We start from the raw sequence: 23,278 nt of genomic DNA, 5'->3' as shown, positions 1-23,278 counted from the left end.
ACGGCCACCGCCGCCGACCGCAGACCGGAGGGGCCGGCCGCCGGAGCGGCGGTCAGAGCGCGGACAGCTCCGCCACCAGGTCGTCCAGCCCCAGCGAGCCCTGGGAGAGCGCGGCCATGTGCCAGGCCTTGAGGTCGAACGCCTCGCCGTGCGCCGCCCTGGCGGCGGCCCGGCCCTGCAGCCAGGCCCGCTCCCCCAGCTTGTAGCCGATCGCCTGGCCGGGCATCCCCAGGTAGCGGACCAGCTCGCTGTCCAGGAAGTCGGGGGCCAGTCCGCAGTACAGCCCGAAGAACTCACGGGCGGCCTCGGGGGTCATCCGCTCGCCCGGCCGGTACGGGGAGTCGGCGGGGAAGTCCAGGCCGACGTGCATGCCGATGTCGACGATCACCCGCAGCGCCCGCATCATCTGCGCGTTGAGGTAGCCCATGCGGGCCGCAGGGTCGGTCAGGTAGCCCAGCTCGTCCATGAGCCGCTCGGCGTAGAGCGCCCAGCCCTCGGCGTTGGCGCTGACCTGGCCGAGGCTCACCTGGTAGGTGGAGAGGCTGTCCGCCACGTGGTTCCACTGCGCGAGCTGGAGGTGGTGGCCCGGGACGCCCTCGTGGTACCAGGTGGACACCAGGTCCCAGACCGGGAAGCGGTCCTGCCCCCGGGTGGGCAGCCAGGTGCGGCCGGGGCGGGAGAAGTCCAGCGACGGCGCGGTGTAGTAGGGGGCGGCGGCGCTGCCGGGCGGGGCGATCATCGACTCCACCCGGCGCACCCGCTCGGCGAGGTCGAAGTGGGTGCCCTGCAGGTCGCGGATCGCCTGGTCCATGAGCCCCTGGAGCCACTCCCGGGCCGCCTCGGCGCCCTCCACGGCCGGACCCTCCTGCTCCAGGTACCGCATGGCCTCCAGCGGGGTGGCGTCCGGCAGCACCTTGGCCGCCTCGGCACGCATCTCCGCCTCCAGCTGGTGGAACTCCCCCCACGCCCAGCGGTACGCCTCGTCGAGGTCGGGGTCGGAGCCGTTCCAGTAGCGGACGAGGCGGCCGTACCGCTCGCGGCCGACGGTGTCCGGCTCGGAGGCGGCGGCCGGGGCGTACTCGTCCCGCAGCCAGTCGCGCAGCCCCGCGAGCGCGGCACCGGCCGCGGCGGCGGCCGCGTCCAGCTCGCCGCGCAGGGACTCGGGGCCGCCGGCGGCGAAGTCGGCGAACCAGCCGCCGCCCGGCCCGTCGCCCAGCCACTCGGCGAGCTGCCCGACGACGGTCTCCACCTGCCGCGGTCCGGAGAGCAGGCCGCGCCGCACGCCCTCGGCGAGGGTGGCGCGGTACCCCTCCAGGGCCTGCGGGACGCGCGCCATGCGGCGGGCGACCACCGCCCAGTCATCGTCGGTCGCGGTCGGCATCAGGGTGAAGATGTCGCGGACGCCGTGCAGCGGGGAGCCGAGGTTGCGGACGGCGCGCAGCTCCTCCCCCGCGTCGTGGACGGCGAGCTCGGCGGTCAGCCGCTCGCGCAGCAGCCGGGCGCAGCGGCGCTCGGCCGGGTCCTCGGCGGCGCCGTCCCGCTCCGCGTCGTCGAGGGCCGCGAGGGTGCGGCGGGCCTGGTCGGCGACGGCCTCCAGGCCGTTCGGGGAGAGGTCGGGGAGCCGGTCGTCGCCGGGGGCGAGTCCCAGGTAGGTCGCGGTCAGCGGGTCGAGGTCGGCGACGGCGCGGACGTGGGCGTCGGCGATGCGGCGCGGGGTGGCCGGCGCGGTCGCCTGCTCGGTGGTGGTGATCGGTTCGTCGGACATCCCGCCATCCTGGCGCAGCGGGGAACGCCTGTGCTGCCTTTTGCCGCCGCGGGGCGGCCGGTCCGCGCGGACCGGCCGGGACCGGTACCGGCGCCCGGCACCGGCGGCGGGGACCGGCCCGGACCGGTCCGGACCAGTCCGCGGGCGCTGCGGCGACGAAGAAGGGGGAGGAGGGCGGGGAGCGGAGGAGGCCCGGCGCCGGCGGCGGCCGGGCGCCCGCCGGTCGCGGCGGTGCCGTGCCGGCGGCGCGCGGGGCCGGTGCCGCTCGGGGCTGCGACGGGCGCGAGGCGGGAGAGACGGATGGCGGAGACGACGGCGGCGCACCGGCCGCTGCGGACGAGGCTGCGGCCGGAGGAGGCGCGCGGCGCGGTCCTGGTGCTGCACGGGGGCCGGGACTCCTCGCTCGACCCGGTCGAGCCCTGGAACGCGGCCGCACTGCGCATGCGGCCGTTCGTGCGCGGCATCCGCCGGGCGGTGGCGGGTGCCGGGATCGCGGTCGGCGAGGTCCGGTACCGGTACCGGGGGTGGAACGGCGACCGGGCCGACCCGCTGCGGGACACCCTGGACGCGCTGGAGGAGCTGGAGGAGCTGCTGGGCCCGGTCCCGGTGGTCCTGGTGGGGCACTCGATGGGCGGCCGGGCCGCGCTGCGGGCCGGGGGCCACCCCCGGGTGGCGGCCGTGGTCGGACTGGCCCCCTGGTGCCCGCCGGGCGAGCCGGCGGAGCAGCTCGCCGGACGGGACGTGGTGCTGCTGCACTCGGACCGCGACCGGATCACCGACCCGGCGGGCTCGCGGGCGTTCGCCGAGCGCGCCCGCCGGGCCGGCGCCCGTGCCTGCCGGCTGGTGGTGGCCGGGAGCGACCACGCGATGCTGCGCCGCGCCGGCGACTGGCACGCGGTGACGGCGGCGACGGCGGCGGGGCTGGCGGGGGCCGGTCCGCTGCCGCCCCCGGTGGCGGCGGCGCTGCGGGCGGCGGCCCTGGACGAGCCGCTGGCACCGGTGCGCTGAGGCCGCGGCGGGGCGGCGGGCCCCGGCGGCAGCGGCGGTCCCGGCGCCGGGACCGCCCGTCCGGGTGACGGGCCGGGCGGCGACCCGGGGTCACCCGTCCGGGTCGTCCGCACGGGCCGTCCGTCCGGGCCGTCCGCCGGGGTCACCCGCCGGGACCACCCGCCGGGGTCACCCGCCGGGACCACCCGCCGGGATCACCCGCCGGGATCACCCGCCGGGGTCACTCGCCGGGGTAGTGGACCCCGATCCGGTCGCGGACGTTGTCCAGGGTGGCCATCAGCGACAGCGTGCCGTCGAGCGGGACCAGCTCCGACTCGGTGGCGCCGGCCCGCAGGCACCGCACGACCTCGCGGGCCTCGTGGGTGTAGCCGTTGCCCGGGTCGGCCGGCAACCGGACCTCCTCCGGGTCGTGGCCGTCCCGGTGGAGCACGAAGCCGTCCGGGTGGAAGAAGTCCCGGGCGACGACGATCCGGCCCCGGGTGCCGTTGACGGCCGCGTACTGGGAGGTGGCGGTGGTCAGCGAGCAGGAGAGGTTCGCCACCGCCCCGCTGTCGTAGCCGAGCAGGATGCCGGTGTTCTCGTCGACGCCCTGCGGGTTCAGGTGGGCCCGGGCGGAGACGTCGTCGGGGGCGCCCAGGAGGAGCTGGGCGAAGGCCACCGGGTAGACGCCGAGGTCGAGGAGGGCCCCGCCGCCCTGGGCGGGGTCGTGCAGCCGGTGGGCCGCCGCGTAGGGGACGGCGATGCCGAAGTCGGCGTGGACCGAGCGCACCTCGCCGACCGCCCCGTCGGCGACGAGGTCGCGGATGCGGCGCACGGTGGGGTTCACGTACATCCACATGGCCTCCATGAGGAAGAGCTCGCGTCGCCGGGCGAGCGTCACCAGGTCCTGGGCCTGGGCGAGGTTGAGGGTGAAGGGCTTCTCGCAGAGGACGGCCCGGCCCGCCTCCAGGCAGAGGGAGGCGGCGGCGTGGTGGGCGGAGTGCGGGGTGGCGACGTAGACGACGTCGACGTCGGGGTCGTCGGCGAGGTCCTGCCAGGTGCCGTGGGCACGGGGGATCCCGTGGCGGTCGGCGAAGCGGCGGGCGGACTCTGCGGTGCGGGAGCCGACGGCGACGAGTTCGGCCTCGTCGCCGAGCAGCCGCAGGTCCTGGGCGAAGGCGTCGGCGATGCCGCCGGTGGCGAGGATGCCCCAGCGGACGGGTCGGTGGGCAGCGGTGGTCACGCGCGGCAGCGTACGGGGTGCGGCGCCGCGCCGGTACGGCCGGATCCGGGGGCGGCCCGGTTCCCGGGGTCTTGACTCCTCTACTGACAGGGAGTCTCATAAGGCGGGAGAGCCGCCGCACCGGCGGCGGTGGCACAGGTGAGGGGATCGGACCATGGGCATGAGGGCCCTGGAGAGCCCGGACGCGGACCGGGCGGTGGAGGCGGCGACCGCGATGCGCGACGCGCTGGGGACGCTGACGGACCGCGAGCAGGTGGCGGAGCGGCTGCTGGCCGCGTCCGGGCGCCACTCCTTCGACCCGGACTCCGACCTCGACTGGGACGCCCCGCTGGAGGAGGGGAAGTGGTTCCTGCCCCAGCACCTGGTCTCCCTCCACGGGACGCCGCTGTGGGAGCGGATGGACGAGCGGCAGCGCATCGACCTCTCCCGCCACGAGGCCGCCAGCATGGCCGGCGCCGGCATCTGGTTCGAGGTCATCCTGATGCAGCTGCTCACCCGGCACATCTACGACCTCGACCCCACCAGCCGGCACGTGCGCTACGCGCTGACCGAGATGGCCGACGAGTGCCGGCACTCCATGATGTTCGCCCGGATGATCCGGAAGCTCGGCACGCCCGTCTACCGGCCCTCCGGCCTCGCCCACTTCCTGGGGCGGGTCATGAAGACGGTGTCCACCACCCCCGGCGCGTTCACCGCGACGCTGCTGGTCGAGGAGATCCTGGACCAGATGCAGCGGGTGACCTTCCCCGACGAGTCGGTGCAGCCGCTGGTCCGCGGGGTGACCCGGATCCACGTGGTGGAGGAGGCGCGGCACGTCCGCTACGCCCGCGAGGAGCTGCGCCGCCAGATGGCGGACTGCCCCGCCTGGGAGCGGCACTGGACCAGGCTCGCCTCCGGCGAGGCGGCCGTGGTCGTCGCCCGGTCGCTGATCAGCCCCCGGGTCTACGCCGAGGTCGGGCTCGACCCGAAGGAGGCGCTGCGGCAGGTGCGGGAGAGCGCGCACCGGCGGGCCACGATGCAGTGGGCCGCCCAGCGGCTCACCTCCTTCCTGGACGAGATCGGCGTCCTGGCCGGCCCCGGGGTGCGCGCCTGGCGGCGCTCGGGACTGCTCGCCTGAGCCCCGGGCGGGACCGCCGCCGGGCGGTCCCGCCCGGGTCCCCCGAGTTGCCCGGCCCGGGGGCGGCAGGCCGTTAGGCTGGCCGCCATGCACGCCGACGCCGGACCAGCAGCCGGCCCCGGGCACGCCGGGGCGGCCGGGCACGACACCGGGCAGGGCGCCGGGCGGCCCCGCCGGGGCGGCTACCGCCGGCTCCCGGTGGAGCAGCGGCGCGAGCAGCTCATCGCGGTCGCCCTGGAGCTGTTCAGCACCCGCCCTCCGGAGGAGGTCTCGCTGGACGAGGTGGCGGAGGCCGCCGGCGCCTCCCGGCCGCTCGTCTACCGGTACTTCGCGGGCGGCAAGCAGCAGCTGTACGAGGCGGCGCTGCGCAGCGCGGCGCAGGAGCTCGTCCGGCGGTTCGTCGAGCCCGTCGACGGCACGCCGACGGAGCGGCTGGCGCAGGGGCTGGACCGCTACTTCGGGTTCGTGGCGGGGCACGCCGCCGGCTACGGGGCGCTGCTGCGGGGCGGTTCGGTCGTGGAGACCGAGCGGACCTCGGCGATCGTCGACGACGTGCGGCGGGCGGCCTTCCGGCACGTCATGGGGAACCTGGAGGTGGACGGCCCGGGGCCGCGGCTCGCCCTGCTGGTGCGGTCGTGGATCTCGGTGGTGGAGGCGTCCGCGCTCACCTGGCTCGACGAGGGCCGGCTGATCCCGCAGGGGGAGCTGCGGGACTGGCTGGTCGACCAGTTCGCGGCGATGCTCGCGGTGACCGCGCTGCACGACGCCGAGGCGGCGCGGACGCTGGCGGCGGTGCTGGAGCGGGAGTCCGCGGGCGGCCCGGCCGACCGGTTGGCGGGGGTGCTGGGGGCGGGCGGCCTGCCCCTCCGGGGCGCGGCCCGCAGCGCGCTGCCGGACGGGTCGCCGGACCCGGCGGCGGCCGCGGTCCGACGGCCGCCCGCGGGCGCGTCCGGCCGCGGCGGTCGCACCCGTCCGCCGCCGGACGCGGACCGGCGCTGCTCCCGGTCCGCGGAATCCGTCCGCAGCCGGGCGCATGCCGGTGCGGTCACCGGGCAGGCGGAGCCGTGCAGGGATCCCGGCGAAACGGGATCCACCGCCCGACATCCGGAGGAGTCCCCCATGGGTATCGCCGACAAGGCCGAGAACGCCGCCGAGAAGGTCAAGGGCAAGGCCAAGGAGCAGACCGGCCGCGCGACGGACGATCCGGGCCTGGAGGCCGAGGGCCGCGCCGAGCAGGGCAAGAGCGACCTGAAGCAGGCCGGGGAGCACGTGAAGGACGCCTTCAAGCGCTGACCGGACGGAGGAGCGGCGGGGCCGCGGGACCTGGTCCCGCGGCCCCGCTCCCGTGTCCGGCCCGCGTCCCCGGCCCCCGTCCGGCCGCCCGTGTCCGGCCCGTGCCGCCGGCCCCCGTCCGGCGGCCGCCGGGGCGTGCACCCGCGCGGCGGTGCGGGCGGCCGGGGGTGGAAGGATGGCCCGGCCGGGTGCGGCGCCGCGGACCGCACCGGCGGTCGAGCGGAGGTGGCGAGGATGGCCAGGCGAGCTCCCGGGAGTGATCCGGCGCAGGACGCGCCACGGGTGGGTGCGCCGCAGCACGCGGCGGCGGGGGTCCCGGCGGTCGTCCACACCCTGCGGGCCGCGGGTGCCCAGATGGGCGCGGGGCGGACGCTCTCCCTCCTGCGCCGGGTCAACCAGCACGGCGGCTTCGACTGCCCCGGCTGCGCCTGGCCCGAGCCGGACCGGCCGCACCTGGCGGAGTTCTGCGAGAACGGCGCGAAGGCGGTGGCCGAGGAGGCGACCGAGCGCCGGATCGGGCGGGAGTTCTTCGCCGCGCACCCGGTGGCGGACCTCGCCGGCCGCTCGGGCTACTGGCTGGGCCAGCAGGGGCGCCTCACGGAGCCGATGCTGCTGGAGGAGGGCGCGGACCGGTACGCCCCGGTGAGCTGGGAGCGGGCCTTCGACGTGGTGGCGGAGGAGCTCGCCGCCCTGGACTCCCCCGACGGCGCGGCCTTCTACACCTCGGGCCGGACCGCCAACGAGACCGCCTTCCTGTACCAGCTGTTCGTCCGCCGGTTCGGCACGAACAACCTGCCCGACTGCTCCAACCTGTGCCACGAGTCGTCCGGCTCGGCCCTGGTGGAGACGCTGGGCGTGGGCAAGGGCAGCGTCCGCCTGAAGGACCTCCACCAGGCGGACCTGGTCGTCGTCGCGGGGCAGAACCCGGGCACCAACCATCCGCGGATGCTCTCCGCCCTGGAGCGGGCCAAGCGGGCCGGGGCCCGCATCGTCAGCGTCAACCCGCTGCCGGAGGCCGGGCTGGAGCGGTTCCGGAACCCGCAGACGGCGCGCGGCCTGGCCGGCGGCGGCACCCGGCTGACCGACCTGTTCCTGCAGATCCGCCTCGGCGGCGACCTGGCGCTCTTCCGGGCGCTGAACCTGCTGCTGCTGGAGGCGGAGGACGCGGCGCCGGGCACCGTCCTGGACCACGCCTTCATCCGGGAGCACTGCCACGGCTTCGAGGAGTGGGCCGCCGACGCCCGCACCACCTCCTGGGACGCGGTGCTGGCCGCCACGGGCCTGCCCGAGGAGCAGATCCGGGAGCTGGCGGCGATGGTGCTGGGGTCCCGCCGGATCGTCGTCTGCTGGGCGATGGGCCTCACCCAGCACAAGCACGCAGTGCCCACCATCCGCGAGGTGGTGGACTTCCTGCTGCTGCGCGGCAACGTGGGACGCCCCGGCGCCGGGGTGTGCCCGGTGCGCGGGCACAGCAACGTCCAGGGCGACCGCACGATGGGCATCGTGGAGAAGCCCGCCCCGGCCTTCCTGGACGCGCTGGGCCGGGAGTTCGGCTTCGAGCCGCCGCGGCACCACGGCCTCGACACGGTGGACGCCGTCCGGGCGATGCGGGACGGCCGGGTGCGGGTCCTCTTCGCGATGGGCGGCAACTTCGTCGGGGCCGCGCCGGACACCCTCGCCACCGAGGCGGCGGTCCGCCGCTGCCGGCTGACGGTGCACGTCTCCACCAAGCTCAACCGCTCGCACGCCGTCACCGGGGCGCGGGCGCTGATCCTGCCCGTGCTGGGCCGCACCGACCTGGACGCCACCGCGGCGGGGCGGCAGTTCGTCACCGTCGAGGACTCCATGGGCATGGTGCACGCGTCGCGCGGCGCGCTGCGCCCGCCGTCCCCGGAGCTGCTCTCCGAGCCCGCCCTGGTGTGCCGGCTGGCCCGGCGCGTCCTGGGCCCGCAGGACGAGGTGCCGTGGGAGGAGTTCGCCGTCTCCTACGACCTGGTCCGCGACCGGATATCCCGGGTGGTGCCCGGGTTCGACGACTTCAACGCACGGGTGCGCGCCCCCGGCGGGTTCGCCCTGCCGCACGCCCCGCGCGACAGCCGCACCTTCCCCACCGCGACGGGGCGGGCGAACTTCACGGTCAACCCGCTCACCGCGCCCGAGGTGCCGCCGGGCCGGCTGCTGCTGCAGACGCTGCGCTCCCACGACCAGTACAACACCACCGTCTACGGCCTGGACGACCGCTACCGCGGCATCGAGGGCGGCCGCCGGGTGGTGCTGGTCAACCCCGGGGACGCCCGGGAGCTGGGCCTGGCCGACGGGGCGTACACGGACCTGGTCGGCGAGTGGGCGGACGGGGTGGAACGGCGCGCGCCGCACTTCCGGGTGGTGCACTACCCCACGGCGCGCGGCTGCGCGGCGGCGTACTTCCCGGAGGCGAACGTGCTGGTCCCGCTGGACTCCACCGCGGACATCAGCAACACGCCCACGTCCAAGTCGGTCGTCGTCCGCTTCGAGCCGGACAGCGGCGCCTGACGGGGCGGGGGACGGCGGGGCCGCGCCCCGCCGGGCCGCCCGGGTCCTCCCGGGCGGCCCGACGGGGCGTCAGCCGGACAGCGGGCCGAGGTCGAGGCCGAGGACGGCCGACAGCGAGGAGCCGGACGGCCCGGGCGAGGCGGCCGCCGGGTCCGAGGAGGCGGGGGCGGAGGAGGCCGGGGCCGGGGAGCCGGGCGCCGAGGGGGAGCCCGGGGCCGCCGTGGCGGAGGGCGAGGGCGAACCGGAGCCGGTGCCGCCGGACGGCGTCGCGGTGGGCTTGGGGGACGACGTCCCGCTGGGCCTCGGGGACGACGGCGCACTGGGCTTCGGCGGCGGCGAGGACGGCGAGGACGGCCGGTGCGGGACCGGGGGGAGGACGGGCGGCCGCGGCTCGGACGGCGCCGGGGCGGGCCGGTGCGGCTTCGGCTTGCCGCCGTCGTGGATGTCCGACCCCAGGATCGGGGTGGTCGTGTCGGTGCCGCCCGGGACGTGCGGGACCTTCCAGCCGTCGCCGTCGTCCGCGGCGGAGGGGTCCGGCCGCACGGCGCCGAGGATCGGCATGGCGGCCATCGGGGAGACCTTGACGAACGCCCCCGGCCGCGGGGCCTGGATGATCAGGCCGGCGCCTATGTACATCGCGACGTGGGTGGCCCCGGGGAAGTAGACGACCAGGTCGCCCGGGCGCAGCTGGTCCAGCGGGACGTGCCGCAGCTGCGCCCACTGCTGCTGGCTGGTGCGCGGGATGGGCAGGCCGGCGTGGAGCCACGCCTGCGAGGTGAGGCCGGAGCAGTCGAAGACGTCCGGCCCGGAGCCGCCCCACACGTAGGGCTTGCCGAGCTGCTCGAAGGCGTACCGGACCGCCCTGCGCCCGTCCTCGGAGGGGGACCGGCGGCTCTTGCCGAGCGTGCCGGAGGCGAGGAGGGACAGCTGCGCCTCGTCGGCCTCGCGCTTCTCCAGCCGCTCCAGGTCGGCCCGCTGGGCGCCGGTGAGGGAGGTGACGGTCCGTTCGACCTCGTCGAGTCGGCGGCGCACGTCGTCGCGGGCGTGCCGCTGCCGGTCCGCGAGCTGCTGGACCAGGCGCAGCGAGGCGTCGGCCCGGGTGCGCAGGGCCGCGAGGGCGGCCTGGTCGGCCCGGAGGGCGTCGAGGAGCGCGGTCTGGGCGTCGCCGGCCTGCTGGAGGGCGTGGCCGCGGTCCAGGGCCTCGTAGGGGCTGTCGGCGAGCAGCATCTCGGCGTAGGCGGAGAGGGAGCCGTTGCGGTACTGGGCGCGGGCGAGCTCGGCGGCGATGTCGGTGCCGGCGTCGAGCTGGGCCTGCTTCTCCCCGATCCGCCGGTCGAGGTCGGCGACCTCGGCCCGGTGCCTCTCGAGCTGCTCGGAGGCGTCGTTGTACTTCTCGGTCGCCTCCTCGGCGGTCCGGTACAGCTCGTGCAGCTGGTCGAGGAGGGGGCCGAGCGTGGCCCGCGCCTGCGCGAGCGGGTCGGCGGGGGCCGGGCCGGACGGGCCGGGGGCGGCCCAGGCGGCGGAGGCCGCGGCCGGTACCGCCAGGGCCGCGGCGGCGAGCACCGCGCCGCACCGGAGCGCCGCCCTCACCCAGGGCCGCACGGACCCCGTCGTGCCGCCGTCGGCCGTCTGCTGAGCCACCGCCATGGAACTGGTCCCTCCCGGACACGATCGGTCGACCGCCGCTCCCGTACGGATCCCCGCCGGTCGCGGACGATCCTGCCACGGGGCACCCCGCCTGCGGCAGGGGGCGTCCCCCGGGGGCCGTGTGAAACCCCGTCGGCGTCCCGCCGCCGGAAGGGAGGACGCACACCCCCGGCCCGGGGTTGTACCCGGACCGGGGGTGAGGTGCCGTCAGGCCTGCGGGGCGACCGAGGCGAGGTAGGCGGAGGCCTTCTCCGGCTCGAAGAACCAGTGCTCGAAGTCGGCCGGGTCGTCGAAGCCGTTGGCGAAGCGGTCGGCGACGGGCTGGAGCTGCCCGGCGGCGCCGATCAGGTTCAGCACGTGCTCCGGCGGCGGCGCCAGCATGGCGTTGGTCCACTTCGTCACGTGCTGCGCGCCGTCCCAGTAGCGGTCGAAGGCCGCCTGCATGAAGTCGCGGTCGAAGGGCTTGCCGCCGTGGCCGACGATCGCGTCCAGGTACGCGGCGGCGCACTTGGCGGCGTTGTTGGAGCCCTGGCCGGTGATGGGGTCGTTGGCCACGACCACGTCGGCGACGCCCAGCACCAGTCCGCCGCCGGGCAGTTCGGCGACGGGGCGGCGCACCACGGGGGCGTACCGGCCGGCGAGGGTGGCGCCGGCGTCGGTCAGCTCGACGCCGCCGGCCGCGCGCTCGTACTCCCAGGGCGTGAAGGCCCGCATGAGCTCCAGGGTGAGCCGCAGGTGCTCGCCCGGGTCCTTGACGCCGTCGAAGACGTCGAGCGGCCCGCCGGGGACGCCCTCCCAGAAGAGGATGTCGCAGCGGCCGGAGACGGTCAGGCACGGCATGACGAACAGCTCGCCGACGCCGGGGACCAGGTTGCACCGCACGGCCTCGAAGTCGTGCTCGGGGCGCGGGCCGAGGCCGTGGACGTAGGAGACGGCCAGGGCGCGCTGCGGCGCGTCGTACGGGGAGCGGGAGGCGTCGCGGCCGAACATCGACACCAGCTCGCCCTTGCCGGCGGCGACCAGCACCAGGTCGAAGGTGCGGGAGAAGTAGTCGAGGTCGGAGACGGTGACGCCGTGCACCACGACCTTGCCGCCGCGGGCGGCGAAGGCCTCCAGCCAGCCGGCCATCTTCACGCGCTGGTCGACGGACTGGGCGTACCCGTCGAGGCGGCCCACCCAGTCGACGACGCGGGCGCCGTCGGGACCCGCCACGGAGACGCCGAGGCCCTCGATGCGGGGGGCCCGGTCCTCCCAGAGGTTCAGGCCGAGGTCGCGCTCGTGCTGCAGGGCGGTGTCGAACATGCACTGGGTGGACATCACCCGGCCGTCGCGTATCTCGTCGGCGGTGCGGTTGGTCATGACGGTGACGTCGTAGCCGTGCGCCTGCAGCCCCAGGGCGAGCTGCAGGCCGGACTGCCCGGCGCCGACGATCAGGATCTTGCGCATGCGGTGGTGTGCTCCTCGGCTCGTTCGGGAACCCGCGCTGACGCGGTTTCAACTTCTTCCGGGTCAGGCACGGTTGCTCATCCTTGCACCGCCAGTGCGTGCACGACCAGTGAGGTCAGCACGTCCGCCACCGAGCCGCGCTCCCGGGCGTCGCAGAGCAGCACGGGGATCTCCGGCGGCACGGCCAGGGAGTCCCGGACGTCGTCGGGCGAGTAGCGCGGGGCGCCGTCGAACTGGTTGACCGCCACGACGAAGGGCAGCCCGCAGCCCTCGAAGTAGTCGATCGCCGGGAAGCTGTCCGCCAGCCTCCGGGTGTCCGCCAGCACGACGGCGCCGATCGCGCCGCGCACCAGGTCGTCCCACATGAACCAGAACCGCTGCTGGCCCGGGGTGCCGAAGAGGTACAGGACGAGGTCGTGCTCCAGGCTGATCCGCCCGAAGTCCATGGCGACCGTGGTGGTGGTCTTGTCCGGCGTGCCGGAGGCGTCGTCGACGCCCTCGCTCGCCTGCGTCATCACCGCCTCGGTGGTCAGCGGGACGATCTCGGAGACCGAGGCCACGAAGGTGGTCTTGCCGACACCGAAGCCGCCCGCCACCACGATCTTGGTCGAGGTGGCGCTGCCGGTGGGGCCGAGCGGGACGCCCGGCGTCGGGCCGGGGGCAGGAGCCGGGGCGGCCGAGGGGCCTCCCGCCGGATCCGCCACCACGGCCTCAGAGCTTGCGAAGTCCACCCAGCACCCTCTCCAGCAGCTCCCGGTTCGCCGTCGAACCGGGGGTCCCGTCCCCGTCGCCGTCCTCGCCGGGCGTGCCGTGCACCCGGATCCGCCCCTGGTCGGCCAGGTCGCCGAGCAGGACGCGGACCACGCCCAGCGGGATGCGCAGCAGCGCGGCGATCTCCGCCACGGAGCGCATGTGGCCGCGGCACAGCTCGCAGATCGCGTCCATCTCCGGCAGGCCGCCGCCCGCGGGCGCGGGCCGGTTCAGTGCGGAGACCAGCGTCTCCACCAGCAGCACGTGCCCGAACCGGGTCCGTCCGCCGGTGATCGCGTACGGGCGGACGCGGGACGCACGCCCCGCGCCGGAGCGCCGCACCCCTCCCGTGCTGTGGTCGCTGCCGGGCACGGACCCACCTTTCGCCGAGGTCACCGGGCGGCCATCGCCCGGTGCAGTTCGCCGCGGACCTCCGGGGTGAGCGCGTGCCCGGCCCGCTCCACGAGCAGGGCCATCTGGTACGCGACCACGCCGAGGTCACAGTCGAGCGAGGCGTGCACACCGAGGCACGAGCCGTCGCTGATCGCCATGAGGAACAGGTGGCCGCCCTCCATGGTCACGATGGTCTGCTTCACCGCTCCGTTGCCGAGCACCCGGGAGGCGCCGGCGCCCAGGCTGACCAGCCCGGAGACCACCGCCGCCAGGTCCTCCGCCCGGCGCGCCCCGTCGGACGCCGCGAGCAGCAGCCCGTCCGAGGAGACGACCACCACGTCCGTGAGGCCGCGCACCCCCGACGCGAAGTCGGAGAGGAGCCACCTCACCTTGTGGGCCCCCTGGCTGACCCCGCTTCCGCCGGGGCCGCCAGGTGCCACCGCGGGCGCTCCGGCCGCGCCGCCTACCGTCATCTGCCTGCCTCCTCACTAGAGGAACCGCCGACCCCCCGAGATCCGCCCCCCGCCTGCGCCTCCCCCGCGGCGCCCGCCTCCCCCGCGGGCCGGCCCTCCGCCGGGGCGGCGGCCTCGCGTGCCGCCTGGCGGAGCCCGCTCTGGAAGCCCCCGAGGCGCCGCCGCAGCTCCGCCGCCGAGGTCGACCCGGTGCGCTCGCCGGAGGCGGCGGGCTGCCCCGCCTCCCGGCGCAGTCCGGACCCCGGGCCCTCGCCGGTGCCCGGCAGGCCGCCGCCCCGCGGCACCCTGCGGGGCAGGCCGAGCCTGGTGACCGGCGCGCCGGCGCCGTCCGTGCCGCCGGCCTCCGGGGCGCCCTCCGGGCCGGCGCCGCCCCCGCCGGGGGCGGCCGGCCGGGGGGACCCGGTCCGGGACTCCGACGGCGGCGCGGACCGCGGCTCGGGCGCGGACCGCGACTCGGACTCGGACCGCGGCTCGGGCCCGGGCTCCGCCTGTGCATCCGGCTCCGGCTCCGTCACGGTCCGGGGTCCGGCCGCGGCCTCCGGCGGAACCGGGGCGGGCGACGCGGCGGCGGTCCCGCCGCGCGGGCGGCTCTCCGCCTCCGGGTCGGCCGCGCCCTCGCCGGTCCGGCCGTGCTGGTCGTCCTCGGCCGAGGCGCGGGCCGCCGGCAGGACCGGGGTGCGGCGCGGCAGCGGCGGCGGCCCGCCCTGCCCGTCGTCGGACCGCGGGGCGTCCGGCTGCGGGGCGGCGGGCTGCGGGGCGGCGGTCCGGCCGGCCGCGGGGGCCGGGGCGGCCGGCTGCGCCTCCGCCGGGTCCGCCCCGGCGACGGCGGCCTGCGCCGTGCGCTCCGCCTCGCGCTGCTCGTCGACGTCCGCCGCCGTGAGGTCGGCGTCCACCACGGCCTCGCGGGGCACCACCACGATGGCGGTGACGCCGCCGCCCGCCGCGGTCTCCCGCAGCTGGACCCGCACGCCGTGCCGGCGCGCCAGCCGGGAGACGACGAAGAGGCCCATGCTGCGGGCGGAGGCGGTCTGCTCGCGCCACGGCGCCCTGCCGGAGAGCTGCTCGGCCCGGCCGGCGTCCGGGTTCTCCAGCTGCTCGTTGAGCTCCCGCAGCCGGTCGGCGGGGATGCCGATGCCGTGGTCGGTCACGGAGATCATCAGCTCGCCGTTGTCGAGCAGCCAGCCGCCGACCTCGACCAGGTCCTGCGGCGGGGAGAAGGCGGTGGCGTTCTCCAGCAGCTCGGCGACCAGGTGGCTGGTGTCGTCGGCGGTGCCGCCGACGAGCCGCACCGGCGGCAGGAACCGGATGCGGACCCGCTCGTAGCGCTCGATCTCGGAGACGGCCGCGCGCAGCACGTCCAGCAGGGGGACGTTGCGGCCGGCGCGGCGGCTGTTCTCCAGGCCCGCGAGCAGCAGCATGTTCTCGCTGTTGCGCCGCATCCGGGTGGCGAGGTGGTCCAGCCGGTAGAGGTTGTCCAGCTGGTCCGGGTCGGCCTCGCGCCCCTCCAGGGTCTCGATGAGGACGAGCTGCCGCTCGACCAGCCGGAGGGTCCGCATCGCCAGGTTGACGAAGGTGGCGTCGACGCTGCCCTGGAGCTCGTCCCGCTCGGCCTCGAGCTCGTCGCGCTCGGCGGCGAGCGCCCCCCGCTCGGCGGTGAGGCTCTGCAGCTGCGCGGTGTGGGACTGGAGCTGGGCCAGGCGGGCCTCGCGGTCCTGCACCAGCTGCTCGCGCTCGGCGAGGAGGGCGTCGCGCTGGACCGTCAGCCGGTCGCGCTCGGCGGAGAGCCGGGCGCGGTCGCGGACCAGGGGCCGGACCATCGTGCGGCGGACGGCGGCGACCAGGCCCCAGGCGGCGGCGACCGCCGCGGCGGCGGTGGCGGTGCCGACGACCGCCGTGGAGCCGCCCGCGGGCATCGCCCCGCACCCCGTGGCGAGGAGGGCGGCCGGTACGCCGGTCGCGGTCCAGGCCGCCGGGCGGGCCGGGCGCCGCAGGGGAGCCCGCTCCTCACCACCGTGGCCGGGCAGCTCCCCGGACGTGTCCCCGGGCGTGCCCCGGGACCCGTCGGCAGCGGTCGGCCCGGCGTCGGGACGCCGCGGCCCCACTCGTCTCGTCCGCACGAGATCTCGCAATCCTGTTCGGTGAACTCGGGTGTCCTGCGGCATCAGCCATCCCATCCGGCACCGGGGCCCACTACCACCTGATACCGACACAGACACCCGAATGAGTGAATCGCACAACAGCCTGCCGTAACAAGATCAAAACGGCGCACATGGTGTGCAGATCATGTAAGCGGCCCGCGCCACCGGGGACGATGCCATTCCATCCTGAGCATGTCAAAGTGCGGCGCGCAACACACCACCCCGAAGTCGTTGCCCGTTAACCTGCCGTTCACCATGTGTCCGTACGGTCGCCGCCGGACGACAACGACTAAGACGATTGTTTGGGTATGGAACACATCACGTTCCTGGTGGCCGTCGTGATCATCACGGCTCTCGCCTTCGACTTCACCAACGGCTTCCACGACACGGCCAACGCCATGTCGACCTCGATTGCCACCGGCGCCCTGCGACCCAGGGTCGCGGTCGCCATCTCGGCCGTCCTCAACCTCGCCGGCGCCTTCCTCTCGGTGGAGGTCGCCAAGACGATCTCCGGCGGGATCATCGACGAGAGCGCCGGGGTCCACCCCGAGGTCATCTTCGCGGCGCTGACCGGCGCGATCCTCTGGAACCTGGCGACCTGGCTCCTCGGCCTGCCCTCCAGTTCCTCGCACGCCCTGTACGGCGGCCTCATCGGCGCCACCCTGGTCGGCGTGGGGACCCACGGGGTGCACTTCGACACGGTCGTCACCAAGATCCTCATCCCCGCGGTGGCGGCCCCCTTCGTCGCGGGCCTGGCCTCCTGGGGGGCGACGAGGCTCGCCTACCTGATCACCCGCGGCTCCTCCGAGCAGTCCGCCGGCCGGAGCTTCCGCCTGGGACAGATCGCCTCCTCGTCGCTGATCTCGCTCGCGCACGGCACCAACGACGCGCAGAAGACCATGGGCGTGATCACCCTCACCCTGATCTCCGCCGGCTCCCTGGGCGCCGGTGCCAGCCCGCCGCTGTGGGTCATCCTCAGCGCCGGCCTGGCCATCGCCCTGGGCACCTACATGGGCGGCTGGCGGATCATCCGCACCATGGGCAAGGGCCTCACCGACATCGAGCCCCGGCAGGGCTTCTCCTCGGAGAGCGCCGCCACCTCGGTGATCCTGGCCTCCTCCCACATGGGCTTCGGCCTCTCCACCACGCACGTCTGCACCGGCGGCGTGATGGGCGCCGGCCTCGGCGCCCCCGGCGGCCAGGTCCGCTGGAGCGTCGCCCGCCGCATGGTCTACGCGTGGCTCATGACCCTCCCCGCGGCCGGCGCCGTGGGCGGCGCGGCCGCCTGGATCGCCGGGCTCGGCAACGCCGGCGTCGCCGTGGTGGGCGTGCTGCTGGTGGCGGGTTCCGCCGCCGTCTGGTTCGCCTCCCGCCGCCGCCCGGTCCACTCCGGCAACGTCGTCGACGAGGAGCCCGAGCCCCTGCCCGCCGCCGCCGCGACGCCGCCGCCCGCCGGCATCGCCGCCTGACACCGGTCCGCAGGACAGAAGGAGGAGTCCCCATGGAGATCAAGTGGGGTGCGCTCGCCGGCACGGCCGGCGTCAGCTTCGGCATCACGGTCGCGGTGGTCGCGGTCTTCGCCCTGGGCAGTCTCGCCCTCGCCCGCCGTGACGCGGCCCGCGAGGCGGCCGCGGCCGGCGGCCCGGGCCAGGGGGCCGGGGGCGGCGTCCTGGCCGCGGCGGCGGCGGTCTGCTTCGCCGCCTGCGCGGCGGCGGTCGGCTACGGGATCTACCTGATCGCCGCGCGCTGACACGGCACGGCCGCGGTACGACGACGGCGGAGGGCCGGTGGGATTCCCACCGGCCCTCCGCCGTCGTCGTACCGGGCCGGGCGTACCGGCCGCACCCGCCGGGCGTCCCGCCGGACCGGCCGGGGCGGCCTCCTCAGCCGCTCTCCATCAGCTCGTTGAAGCGGTGCAGCAGCCCGGCGAAGGCGGAGACGTCCGCGGGCTCCCAGGCGCCGAGCAGGCTGCGGATGGACCCCATCCGCGCCTCCCGGGCGCGGGTGTAGCGGCGGTCGCCCTCCTCGGTGAGCGAGACCAGGTAGACCCTGCCGTCCAGCGGGTCGGACTCCCGGCTGACCAGCCCCAGCGACTCCAGCGTCTTGATCTGCCGGCTCACGGTGCCCTTGCCGACGCCGAAGTGCAGGCCGATGTCGGTGAGCCGGACCCGGCCCGAGCCCCCGATGTAGGCGAGCAGCGGGTAGGCGCTGCCCTCCAGCTCCGGGTGCACCTCCCGGGCCATCTCCGTCGCCCGGGCCCTGGCGCGCCGGAACAGCAGGGCGAGCTCCTGCTCGACCGAGCGGTAGGCGTCCTCCGGTGCCGCGTCCCGCACGTCCACGCTGCCCTGTCCTCCGGTTTTCCTGGGCGGTTCCGTCGGCCCAAGTATCCACCGCCGGGGCCGCCGGGCCGCACCACGGGGGCGGCCGGCCCGGGGCGACGGGCGGGAGGGGCGGGCGGGACGGACGGGGGCGAGCGGGCGGGACGGACGGGGGCGAGCGGGCGGGGGCGACCGGGCGGGGGCGACCGGGCGGGACGGGGCCGGGCGGCGACGGGCCGGCTCAGCCGGTGAACCGCCCCGGGTCCTCCACGATCGCCCGGACGACGCCGACGGCGGCGCCCAGCAGCGGGCCGCGGCGGCCGAGGGAGGAGGCCGCCAGCCAGTCGTCCGACCAGGGGCGGACGGTGACCCGTGCCGCGAGCTCGCGGCGCATCGCCGGCAGCAGCCACTCCCCCAGCTCGGCGTAGCCGCCGCCGAGGATCACCGCGGCCGGGTCGATGAGGTTGACCGCCCCGGCGACGGCGGTGCCCAGCGCGGTGCCGGCCCGGTCCAGGGCGGCGCGCACCGCAGGGTCGCCGTCGGCGGCCCGGTCGGCGAGCAGGGCGATCCAGTCCCCCCGCCCGCCCGTCCCCGCACCCGCTCCCCCGGACAGGCCCCCCTCCCCGCGCCGGGCGCCGGCGCCGGCCGCCGCCAGGACCGCCCGCTCCCCGGCGTACTGCTCCAGGCAGCCCCGCGCCCCGCAGGCGCACGGCGGGCCGTCCGGCTCCACCGGCACGTGCCCCAGCTCCCCGGCGAAGCCGCGGGCGCCGCGGAAGAGCCGCCCGGAGACGATGAGGGCGGCGCCGACACCGGACTCCGCCGAGATGTGCACGAAGTCGCCCGCGCCGCCGTGCCCGCCCAGCCACAGCTCGGCGAGGCCGCCCAGGTTGGCCTCGTTGTCCGCCTCGGCCGGCAGCGCCGCCAGCTCCGGGGCCCCCGCCCGGCGCAGCGCCGAGCGCAGTCCGGCCACGACCGGCACGTCGGACCAGCCGAGGTTGGCGGCCCGGCGGACCAGTCCGGACTCGGCCCCGACCAGGCCGGGCACCGCGACGCCGAGGCCGGCGGGGCGCAGTCCGGGCGCCTCGGCGGCGATGGCGCGCAGCAGGGCGGCGAGGTCGGCGAGGACCGCGCCGGGGGGCCGGCCGCGGTTGTCGGCGGGGACCCGCCGCCACACCCGGGCCTCGCCGCGCAGGTCGACCAGGCAGGCGGCCAGGTGCTCGACCCCGATCTCGGCGCCGAGCCCGGCCGGCCCCCGGGGGTCGAGGGTGAGGGCGGTGCCGGGCCGTCCGACGCGGCCGCTGGGGGCGGGGGGCAGTTCGGCGAGCAGTCCGGCGCCGATCAGCTCCTCCACCAGGGAGGAGACGGCGGCGCGGGTGAGTCCGCTGGCGGCGGCGACCTCGGCGCGGGAGGGCGGCGCGCCGTCCGCGGCGCCCGCCGCGACCTGCTGCAGCACCAGGCCGAGGTTCTGCCGGCGCATGGTCTGCTGCGACGCGGGGGCGGGCCGGGCCGCCGGCCTGCCGCTCGCGGTCGGCTCGCGCACGTGTCCTCCACTCGTCCGGTCGGCGGACCGGCTCCCAGAACAGCCGTCCGGCCCCGTGCAGGGTACCGGCGATGCGGGCGGGGACCGCGGCGTACCGGGACGGCGGGCCGGCAGCGGTCCGGCAGCGGTCCGCCGACGCCGCCCGGGAGCCGGGCCGGCCCGCCGTGCACCGCCCGCCGGGCCCGCGGCGACGGCGCCGTCCGGCCCGCCGTCCGTCCGGCCCGCCGTCCGTCCGGTCCGTCCGCCCCGTCCGTCCGCCCGGTCCACAGGGCATGAATCCGCCCGGACCGGTCACGCTCCCCTGCATGGACTCCACGGACGACTCCGCACACACCGCGACCGACTCCTCCTCCGACGCCCGCGCCGCCGCCCGGCTGGTCCCGCTCTGGCTGGAGGAGGCCGCCGGGGAGGACCCGCAGGCCGCCGAGGTGGCCCGCCGGGCCTGGGAGGACGGCGGCCGGTTCCTGCCCGAGACCGCGCAGGAGCTGGCGGACTGGGCCACCGCCCGGGTCACCGACACCGGCTTCACCGGGGACGAGGGGCCGGAGCGGCCGGGCCCCCGCGTCACCGTCGGCGAGAAGGAGGCGCTGCACCGCTGGCTGCGGGGCCAGGGGCACCGCGTCTGACGGCAGCGGCGTTCCCGGCGGACGGCCGTCCCGCCAGGCCCGACCGCCCGCCCCCGGTCCCCGCCTTGCCCGGCCGCCGTCCGCGGCGCACGCTGGGACGGGGGCGGCCGGGGCCTGCCCCGGGGGGCGAGGAGCATCGCGGGTCCCGGGGAGACCGAGGGAAGGGGACGCCATGCGCCACGAGTGGGACGTCCGGCTGTTCTTCGACGAGGACGGCCGGAGCACCGAGTGCGAGGCCCGGCTGGTGGGCGAGCGGGCGCCGGGCGTGGTGGCGCACGGCGCCGCCCGCTGCAGCGACGCCGACCGCCCGGAGACGCGGATCGGCGAGGAGCTGGCGGCGGCCAGGGCGCTGAACGCCCTGGCCCGCAGGATGCTCGCCCAGGCGTCCGGCGACATCGAGGACGCCCTGCGGCACCCCGTGCAGCTGCTGCACTGACACCGGGCAGGGGACGCCGGGCAGGGCGCGCCGGGCCGCACCCCCCGGGGTGGCCCCGACGGTCCGTCAGGGCCGTTTCGGGGCGGCCCCGGGGACGGTCCCGGACGGCCGGGGCACCGTGCGCCGCTGACTCGGAGGCGGCTCGGAAGGAGCCGTGCCGACGAGGCGGGGGCACCGCCGTGGCGTGGGCGGCGCGCCCCCGGATCCGCGCGTGCAGGACCGCCGCCGCAGCCCTCACCGCCCCCGGAAGGGGCCGCCCCGGCACCGGCGGCGGCCGGCCCGGCGGCTCCCGGCCGCCCCGCGTCCGGGGCCGGCCTCAGTGCGGGTGCGCCAGGGCGCGGGCGCGGGCCGCCGCCACGATCCGGGCGGCGGCGGCCCGGATGCCCGGCAGCGCCGCGTAGAGGGAGTCGCCGGGGCACTCGGTCCACACCGCGTCGCGGTGGCCGGAGATGGCCGCCAGCCGGACGGCGGTGCCCTTGGCGTAGCGGGTGGCGCTGTCCTGGGAGACCATCGTCGCCCGGCCGGCGGGGTCCACCCCGGCCAGGGAGAGCTTCCAGGCGGCGAGCCGGGCGATGGAGTCGGCCATCGGCTTCGGCACGGGGTGCCCCGCGCGGAAGTCGCCGATCGCGGCGATGCCCATGGAGCCGATGTTGAACCCCATGGTGTGGCCGCCGACCACCGGCCGGTCCACCCCGCCGGCCCGGCCCTCGTAGATCGTGCCGCAGCGGTCCACCAGGAAGTTGTAGCCGATGTCGTCCCAGGCCAGCTCGGCGACGTGGTACTGGTACATGGCCCGGATCATGTCGGGCACCTGGGAGCAGGAGTACCCGTTGGGGTTGTCGGTGTGGTGGATGAAGACCATGTGCACCGCGCCCGCGTAGACGAGCGACGTCCGGTGCCGCAGCGACTCGTCGGCCCTCCAGCCGGCCCGGGTGACGATCGCGGGCCGGGGGGCGGTGAAGGTCCGACGGGGGTGAGGGGCGGCCGCCGTGGGCAGCAGCAGCCAGCCGGGCGGGCCGCCGGCCACGGGCGGCTGGCGCGCCGGGTCGCCGGGACCGCCCGGGTCGACCAGGGCCAGGTGCAGGCCGGCGGGCAGGACACCGCCGACGGGGCGCCCGACGGCGACCTGCACGCCGTCGGAGGGGCCGACCCAGAGGGGGCTGGTGTAGCCGCGGGCCTGCTTCCGGCCGGGGTCGGGGTCCACCCGGTCCTCGGCCTGCAGCACCGTCCAGGGGCTCCACCGCCCGTCGGCGCTGCGGCGGGTGCGGATCCGGACCGTGGCGTCCAGCGGCGCGCGGGCGTCGTTCCAGACCGCGCCGACCATCGAGAAGGGCCGGGTGCGGCGCGGCGCGGCGCTCGGGCCGGCGGTGGGGGCGGAGGTCAGCGGCACCGCGTACGAGGCGCCGGACACGCCCGCGGCCGGGGTGGTGGCCGGGTGCCGCAGGGCGGCGTCCGGGGCCGCGCAGCCCGCGAGGGCGGTCAGGCCCAGGGCCGCCGCACACGTCACTGCACAGGCCGCGGCGAACCGTGCCGTCCGGAGTAGGCGCATGCACCGAGCCTAGGGTCCGATATGCCCGTTCCGCCTGACCTGTGGGCCGTGCGGGGAGCGGTCTCACCCGCGCGCTGCGATCCGCCCGGCCCCGCGCCGGGGCCGCCGGGGCGGCCGGTCCGGGGGATCCCCCGCCACGGCTCGGCCCCGGCCCGGCCCCGGACCGGCCTCAGAACCGCGGCGGGCGGCGCTCCAGGAAGGCGGCCAGCCCCTCGCGGACGTCGGGCGCGCTGCGGGACCGGCGCTCCCACGGCTCGGCGGCGGCCTGCGGGTCGCGGCCCTCGACGGCGGCCGCCACCACGTCCTTGGCCGCGCCCAGGGTCTGCGGGGAGCGCCCGGCCACCGTGCGGGCGTACTCCAGCGCGCGGGCCTCCAGGTCCGGCCCCGGCAGCGCCTCGTCGACCAGGCCGAGCAGTTCGGCGCGGGCACCGGTGACCAGGTCGGCGGAGTACAGCAGGTACTTGGCGCGGGCCGGGCCGACCAGGCGGGCCAGCCGGGCGGTGGGGACCGCCGGGTAGACCACGCCGAGCTTGGCGGGGGTGATGCCGAGGCGGGCGTCCGCGGCGGCGAACCGCAGGTCGCAGGCGACGGCGAGCTGGCACCCGCCGCCGACCGCCGCACCCCGGACCACGGCGAGGGTGGGGCGGGGGAAGGCCGCGAGCGCCTCCTCGGCGGCGACGTTGTCGCGGTGGTAGGCGTCGGCGCGCCTCGGGTCGGCGTACACCTCCAGCAGCTCCGCGATGTCGGCCCCGGCGCTGAAGGTGCCCCCGGCGCCGGCCAGCAGCAGCACCCGCACGGCGGGGTCGGCGGCGAGGCGGTCCAGGACGCCGGGCAGCGCGCGCCACATGGCGAGGGTGAGGGCGTTGCGGCGCTCCGGTCGGTCGACCAGCAGGACGGCGACGCCGTCCGGCCCGGTCCAGGCCCGCAGGGACTCCGCCCCGGCCGGCTGCTCGGTGCGGCCCTCCAGCAGCAGCTGCTCCACCCTTGCTCCTCTCGCGTGCGGCGCCGTGCGGCGGCCGGGCCGG

The 23,278-nt window shown here is 77.3% G+C and carries 20 protein-coding genes; 8 read left to right on the top strand and 12 right to left on the bottom strand.

Features of this window, described 5'->3' with window-relative positions; translation table 11 throughout:
* Nucleotides 1-52: 52 nt before the first annotated feature.
* On the bottom strand, nucleotides 53-1,765 hold the full coding sequence (locus LO771_RS11080) for a DUF885 domain-containing protein (protein ID WP_230650585.1): 1,713 nt from the start codon (nucleotides 1,763-1,765) through the stop codon (nucleotides 53-55).
* A gap of 300 nt (nucleotides 1,766-2,065) precedes the next feature.
* Between LO771_RS11080 and LO771_RS11075 the strand changes: the two genes are divergently transcribed.
* Complete coding sequence (locus LO771_RS11075; protein ID WP_230650582.1) at nucleotides 2,066-2,773, top strand: alpha/beta hydrolase; 708 nt, start codon at nucleotides 2,066-2,068, stop codon at nucleotides 2,771-2,773.
* 220 nt (nucleotides 2,774-2,993) lie between these two features.
* Here LO771_RS11075 and LO771_RS11070 read toward each other — a convergent pair whose 3' ends face one another.
* The gene (locus tag LO771_RS11070; protein ID WP_230650580.1) at nucleotides 2,994-3,995 is read right to left on the bottom strand and encodes a Gfo/Idh/MocA family protein; all 1,002 of its coding nucleotides are present in this window, start codon (nucleotides 3,993-3,995) and stop codon (nucleotides 2,994-2,996) included.
* A 160-nt stretch (nucleotides 3,996-4,155) separates the two neighbouring features.
* Between LO771_RS11070 and LO771_RS11065 the strand changes: the two genes are divergently transcribed.
* From LO771_RS11065 to LO771_RS11050, 3 genes are all read left to right on the top strand, one after another.
* The gene (locus tag LO771_RS11065) at nucleotides 4,156-5,112 is read left to right on the top strand and encodes a diiron oxygenase (protein ID WP_230651024.1); all 957 of its coding nucleotides are present in this window, start codon (nucleotides 4,156-4,158) and stop codon (nucleotides 5,110-5,112) included.
* Between the two features lie 87 nt (nucleotides 5,113-5,199).
* A complete protein-coding gene (locus LO771_RS31630) occupies nucleotides 5,200-6,405 on the top strand; it encodes a CsbD family protein (RefSeq protein WP_374228145.1) in 1,206 nt (401 codons plus the stop codon).
* A 234-nt stretch (nucleotides 6,406-6,639) separates the two neighbouring features.
* Complete coding sequence (locus LO771_RS11050; protein WP_230650578.1) at nucleotides 6,640-8,937, top strand: FdhF/YdeP family oxidoreductase; 2,298 nt, start codon at nucleotides 6,640-6,642, stop codon at nucleotides 8,935-8,937.
* Between the two features lie 69 nt (nucleotides 8,938-9,006).
* Here LO771_RS11050 and LO771_RS11045 read toward each other — a convergent pair whose 3' ends face one another.
* The 6 genes from LO771_RS11045 to LO771_RS11020 all read right to left on the bottom strand — a co-directional run bounded on the left by LO771_RS11045 (nucleotide 9,007) and on the right by LO771_RS11020 (nucleotide 15,559).
* Nucleotides 9,007-10,584, bottom strand: a complete 1,578-nt coding sequence (locus LO771_RS11045) for an NlpC/P60 family protein (RefSeq protein ID WP_230650573.1) — start codon at nucleotides 10,582-10,584, stop codon at nucleotides 9,007-9,009.
* A 207-nt stretch (nucleotides 10,585-10,791) separates the two neighbouring features.
* On the bottom strand, nucleotides 10,792-12,030 hold the full coding sequence (locus LO771_RS11040) for a styrene monooxygenase/indole monooxygenase family protein (protein ID WP_230650570.1): 1,239 nt from the start codon (nucleotides 12,028-12,030) through the stop codon (nucleotides 10,792-10,794).
* A 77-nt stretch (nucleotides 12,031-12,107) separates the two neighbouring features.
* A complete protein-coding gene (locus LO771_RS11035) occupies nucleotides 12,108-12,761 on the bottom strand; it encodes an ATP/GTP-binding protein (RefSeq protein ID WP_374228144.1) in 654 nt (217 codons plus the stop codon).
* Nucleotides 12,742-13,152 carry a DUF742 domain-containing protein gene (locus LO771_RS11030; protein WP_230650567.1) on the bottom strand — a complete coding sequence of 137 codons (411 nt, stop codon included), beginning with the start codon at nucleotides 13,150-13,152 and terminating at the stop codon, nucleotides 12,742-12,744. The genes LO771_RS11035 and LO771_RS11030 overlap by 20 nt, the downstream gene beginning before the upstream one ends.
* A gap of 20 nt (nucleotides 13,153-13,172) precedes the next feature.
* Nucleotides 13,173-13,646 carry a roadblock/LC7 domain-containing protein gene (locus LO771_RS11025; protein WP_230650564.1) on the bottom strand — a complete coding sequence of 158 codons (474 nt, stop codon included), beginning with the start codon at nucleotides 13,644-13,646 and terminating at the stop codon, nucleotides 13,173-13,175.
* Nucleotides 13,643-15,559, bottom strand: coding sequence for an ATP-binding protein (locus LO771_RS11020; protein WP_230650561.1), 1,917 nt, complete (start codon nucleotides 15,557-15,559; stop codon nucleotides 13,643-13,645). Before LO771_RS11020 ends, LO771_RS11025 begins: the two co-directional genes overlap by 4 nt.
* Nucleotides 15,560-16,092: 533 nt before the next feature.
* Here LO771_RS11020 and LO771_RS11015 point away from each other — a divergent pair.
* Nucleotides 16,093-17,253, top strand: coding sequence for an inorganic phosphate transporter (locus LO771_RS11015; RefSeq protein ID WP_230650558.1), 1,161 nt, complete (start codon nucleotides 16,093-16,095; stop codon nucleotides 17,251-17,253).
* 32 nt (nucleotides 17,254-17,285) lie between these two features.
* Nucleotides 17,286-17,534 carry a hypothetical protein gene (locus tag LO771_RS11010; RefSeq protein ID WP_230650555.1) on the top strand — a complete coding sequence of 83 codons (249 nt, stop codon included), beginning with the start codon at nucleotides 17,286-17,288 and terminating at the stop codon, nucleotides 17,532-17,534.
* A 133-nt stretch (nucleotides 17,535-17,667) separates the two neighbouring features.
* Here the strand turns inward: LO771_RS11010 and LO771_RS11005 are convergent, their stop codons facing one another.
* Both LO771_RS11005 and LO771_RS11000 read right to left on the bottom strand, forming a co-directional pair.
* Complete coding sequence (locus tag LO771_RS11005; protein WP_230650552.1) at nucleotides 17,668-18,123, bottom strand: MarR family winged helix-turn-helix transcriptional regulator; 456 nt, start codon at nucleotides 18,121-18,123, stop codon at nucleotides 17,668-17,670.
* A gap of 220 nt (nucleotides 18,124-18,343) precedes the next feature.
* Nucleotides 18,344-19,642 carry an ROK family protein gene (locus LO771_RS11000; RefSeq protein WP_374228143.1) on the bottom strand — a complete coding sequence of 433 codons (1,299 nt, stop codon included), beginning with the start codon at nucleotides 19,640-19,642 and terminating at the stop codon, nucleotides 18,344-18,346.
* A gap of 305 nt (nucleotides 19,643-19,947) precedes the next feature.
* Here LO771_RS11000 and LO771_RS10995 point away from each other — a divergent pair, with 305 nt between their 5' ends.
* Nucleotides 19,948-20,268 (top strand): hypothetical protein, encoded by a 321-nt coding sequence (locus tag LO771_RS10995; RefSeq protein WP_230650550.1) that lies wholly within the window; start codon nucleotides 19,948-19,950, stop codon nucleotides 20,266-20,268.
* 172 nt (nucleotides 20,269-20,440) lie between these two features.
* Nucleotides 20,441-20,704 (top strand): dsRBD fold-containing protein, encoded by a 264-nt coding sequence (locus tag LO771_RS10990; protein ID WP_230650547.1) that lies wholly within the window; start codon nucleotides 20,441-20,443, stop codon nucleotides 20,702-20,704.
* 316 nt (nucleotides 20,705-21,020) lie between these two features.
* On the opposite strand, the gene LO771_RS10985 is transcribed toward LO771_RS10990, so the two are convergent.
* Nucleotides 21,021-22,253: an N-acetylmuramoyl-L-alanine amidase gene (locus LO771_RS10985; protein WP_230650543.1), complete on the bottom strand. Its 1,233-nt coding sequence runs from the start codon at nucleotides 22,251-22,253 to the stop codon at nucleotides 21,021-21,023.
* Nucleotides 22,254-22,422: 169 nt separating this feature from the next.
* On the bottom strand, nucleotides 22,423-23,181 hold the full coding sequence (locus tag LO771_RS10980; RefSeq protein WP_230651012.1) for an enoyl-CoA hydratase/isomerase family protein: 759 nt from the start codon (nucleotides 23,179-23,181) through the stop codon (nucleotides 22,423-22,425).
* Between the last annotated feature and the right edge of the window lie 97 nt (nucleotides 23,182-23,278).

Origin of the sequence: Streptacidiphilus sp. ASG 303, from assembly GCF_020991365.1 — a bacterium.
GTDB lineage: Bacteria > Actinomycetota > Actinomycetes > Streptomycetales > Streptomycetaceae > Peterkaempfera.
The sequence above is the reverse complement of the archived record's forward strand: the minus strand, read 5'-3'. Positions and strand labels throughout refer to the sequence as shown.

What these genes read in the sequence shown, in the direction of transcription:
- LO771_RS31630 (WP_374228145.1), top strand. Translation starts at nt 5,200, where the DNA reads ATGCACGCCGACGCCGGACCAGCAGCCGGCCCCGGGCACGCCGGGGCG.
- LO771_RS11080 (WP_230650585.1), bottom strand. Translation starts at nt 1,765, where the DNA reads ATGTCCGACGAACCGATCACCACCACCGAGCAGGCGACCGCGCCGGCC.
- LO771_RS11015 (WP_230650558.1), top strand. Translation starts at nt 16,093, where the DNA reads ATGGAACACATCACGTTCCTGGTGGCCGTCGTGATCATCACGGCTCTC.
- LO771_RS11040 (WP_230650570.1), bottom strand. Translation starts at nt 12,030, where the DNA reads ATGCGCAAGATCCTGATCGTCGGCGCCGGGCAGTCCGGCCTGCAGCTC.
- LO771_RS11025 (WP_230650564.1), bottom strand. Translation starts at nt 13,646, where the DNA reads ATGACGGTAGGCGGCGCGGCCGGAGCGCCCGCGGTGGCACCTGGCGGC.
- LO771_RS11020 (WP_230650561.1), bottom strand. Translation starts at nt 15,559, where the DNA reads ATGCCCGCGGGCGGCTCCACGGCGGTCGTCGGCACCGCCACCGCCGCC.
- LO771_RS10985 (WP_230650543.1), bottom strand. Translation starts at nt 22,253, where the DNA reads ATGCGCCTACTCCGGACGGCACGGTTCGCCGCGGCCTGTGCAGTGACG.
- LO771_RS11050 (WP_230650578.1), top strand. Translation starts at nt 6,640, where the DNA reads ATGGCCAGGCGAGCTCCCGGGAGTGATCCGGCGCAGGACGCGCCACGG.
- LO771_RS10995 (WP_230650550.1), top strand. Translation starts at nt 19,948, where the DNA reads ATGGACTCCACGGACGACTCCGCACACACCGCGACCGACTCCTCCTCC.
- LO771_RS11010 (WP_230650555.1), top strand. Translation starts at nt 17,286, where the DNA reads ATGGAGATCAAGTGGGGTGCGCTCGCCGGCACGGCCGGCGTCAGCTTC.
- LO771_RS11065 (WP_230651024.1), top strand. Translation starts at nt 4,156, where the DNA reads ATGAGGGCCCTGGAGAGCCCGGACGCGGACCGGGCGGTGGAGGCGGCG.
- LO771_RS11045 (WP_230650573.1), bottom strand. Translation starts at nt 10,584, where the DNA reads ATGGCGGTGGCTCAGCAGACGGCCGACGGCGGCACGACGGGGTCCGTG.
- LO771_RS10990 (WP_230650547.1), top strand. Translation starts at nt 20,441, where the DNA reads ATGCGCCACGAGTGGGACGTCCGGCTGTTCTTCGACGAGGACGGCCGG.
- LO771_RS11075 (WP_230650582.1), top strand. Translation starts at nt 2,066, where the DNA reads ATGGCGGAGACGACGGCGGCGCACCGGCCGCTGCGGACGAGGCTGCGG.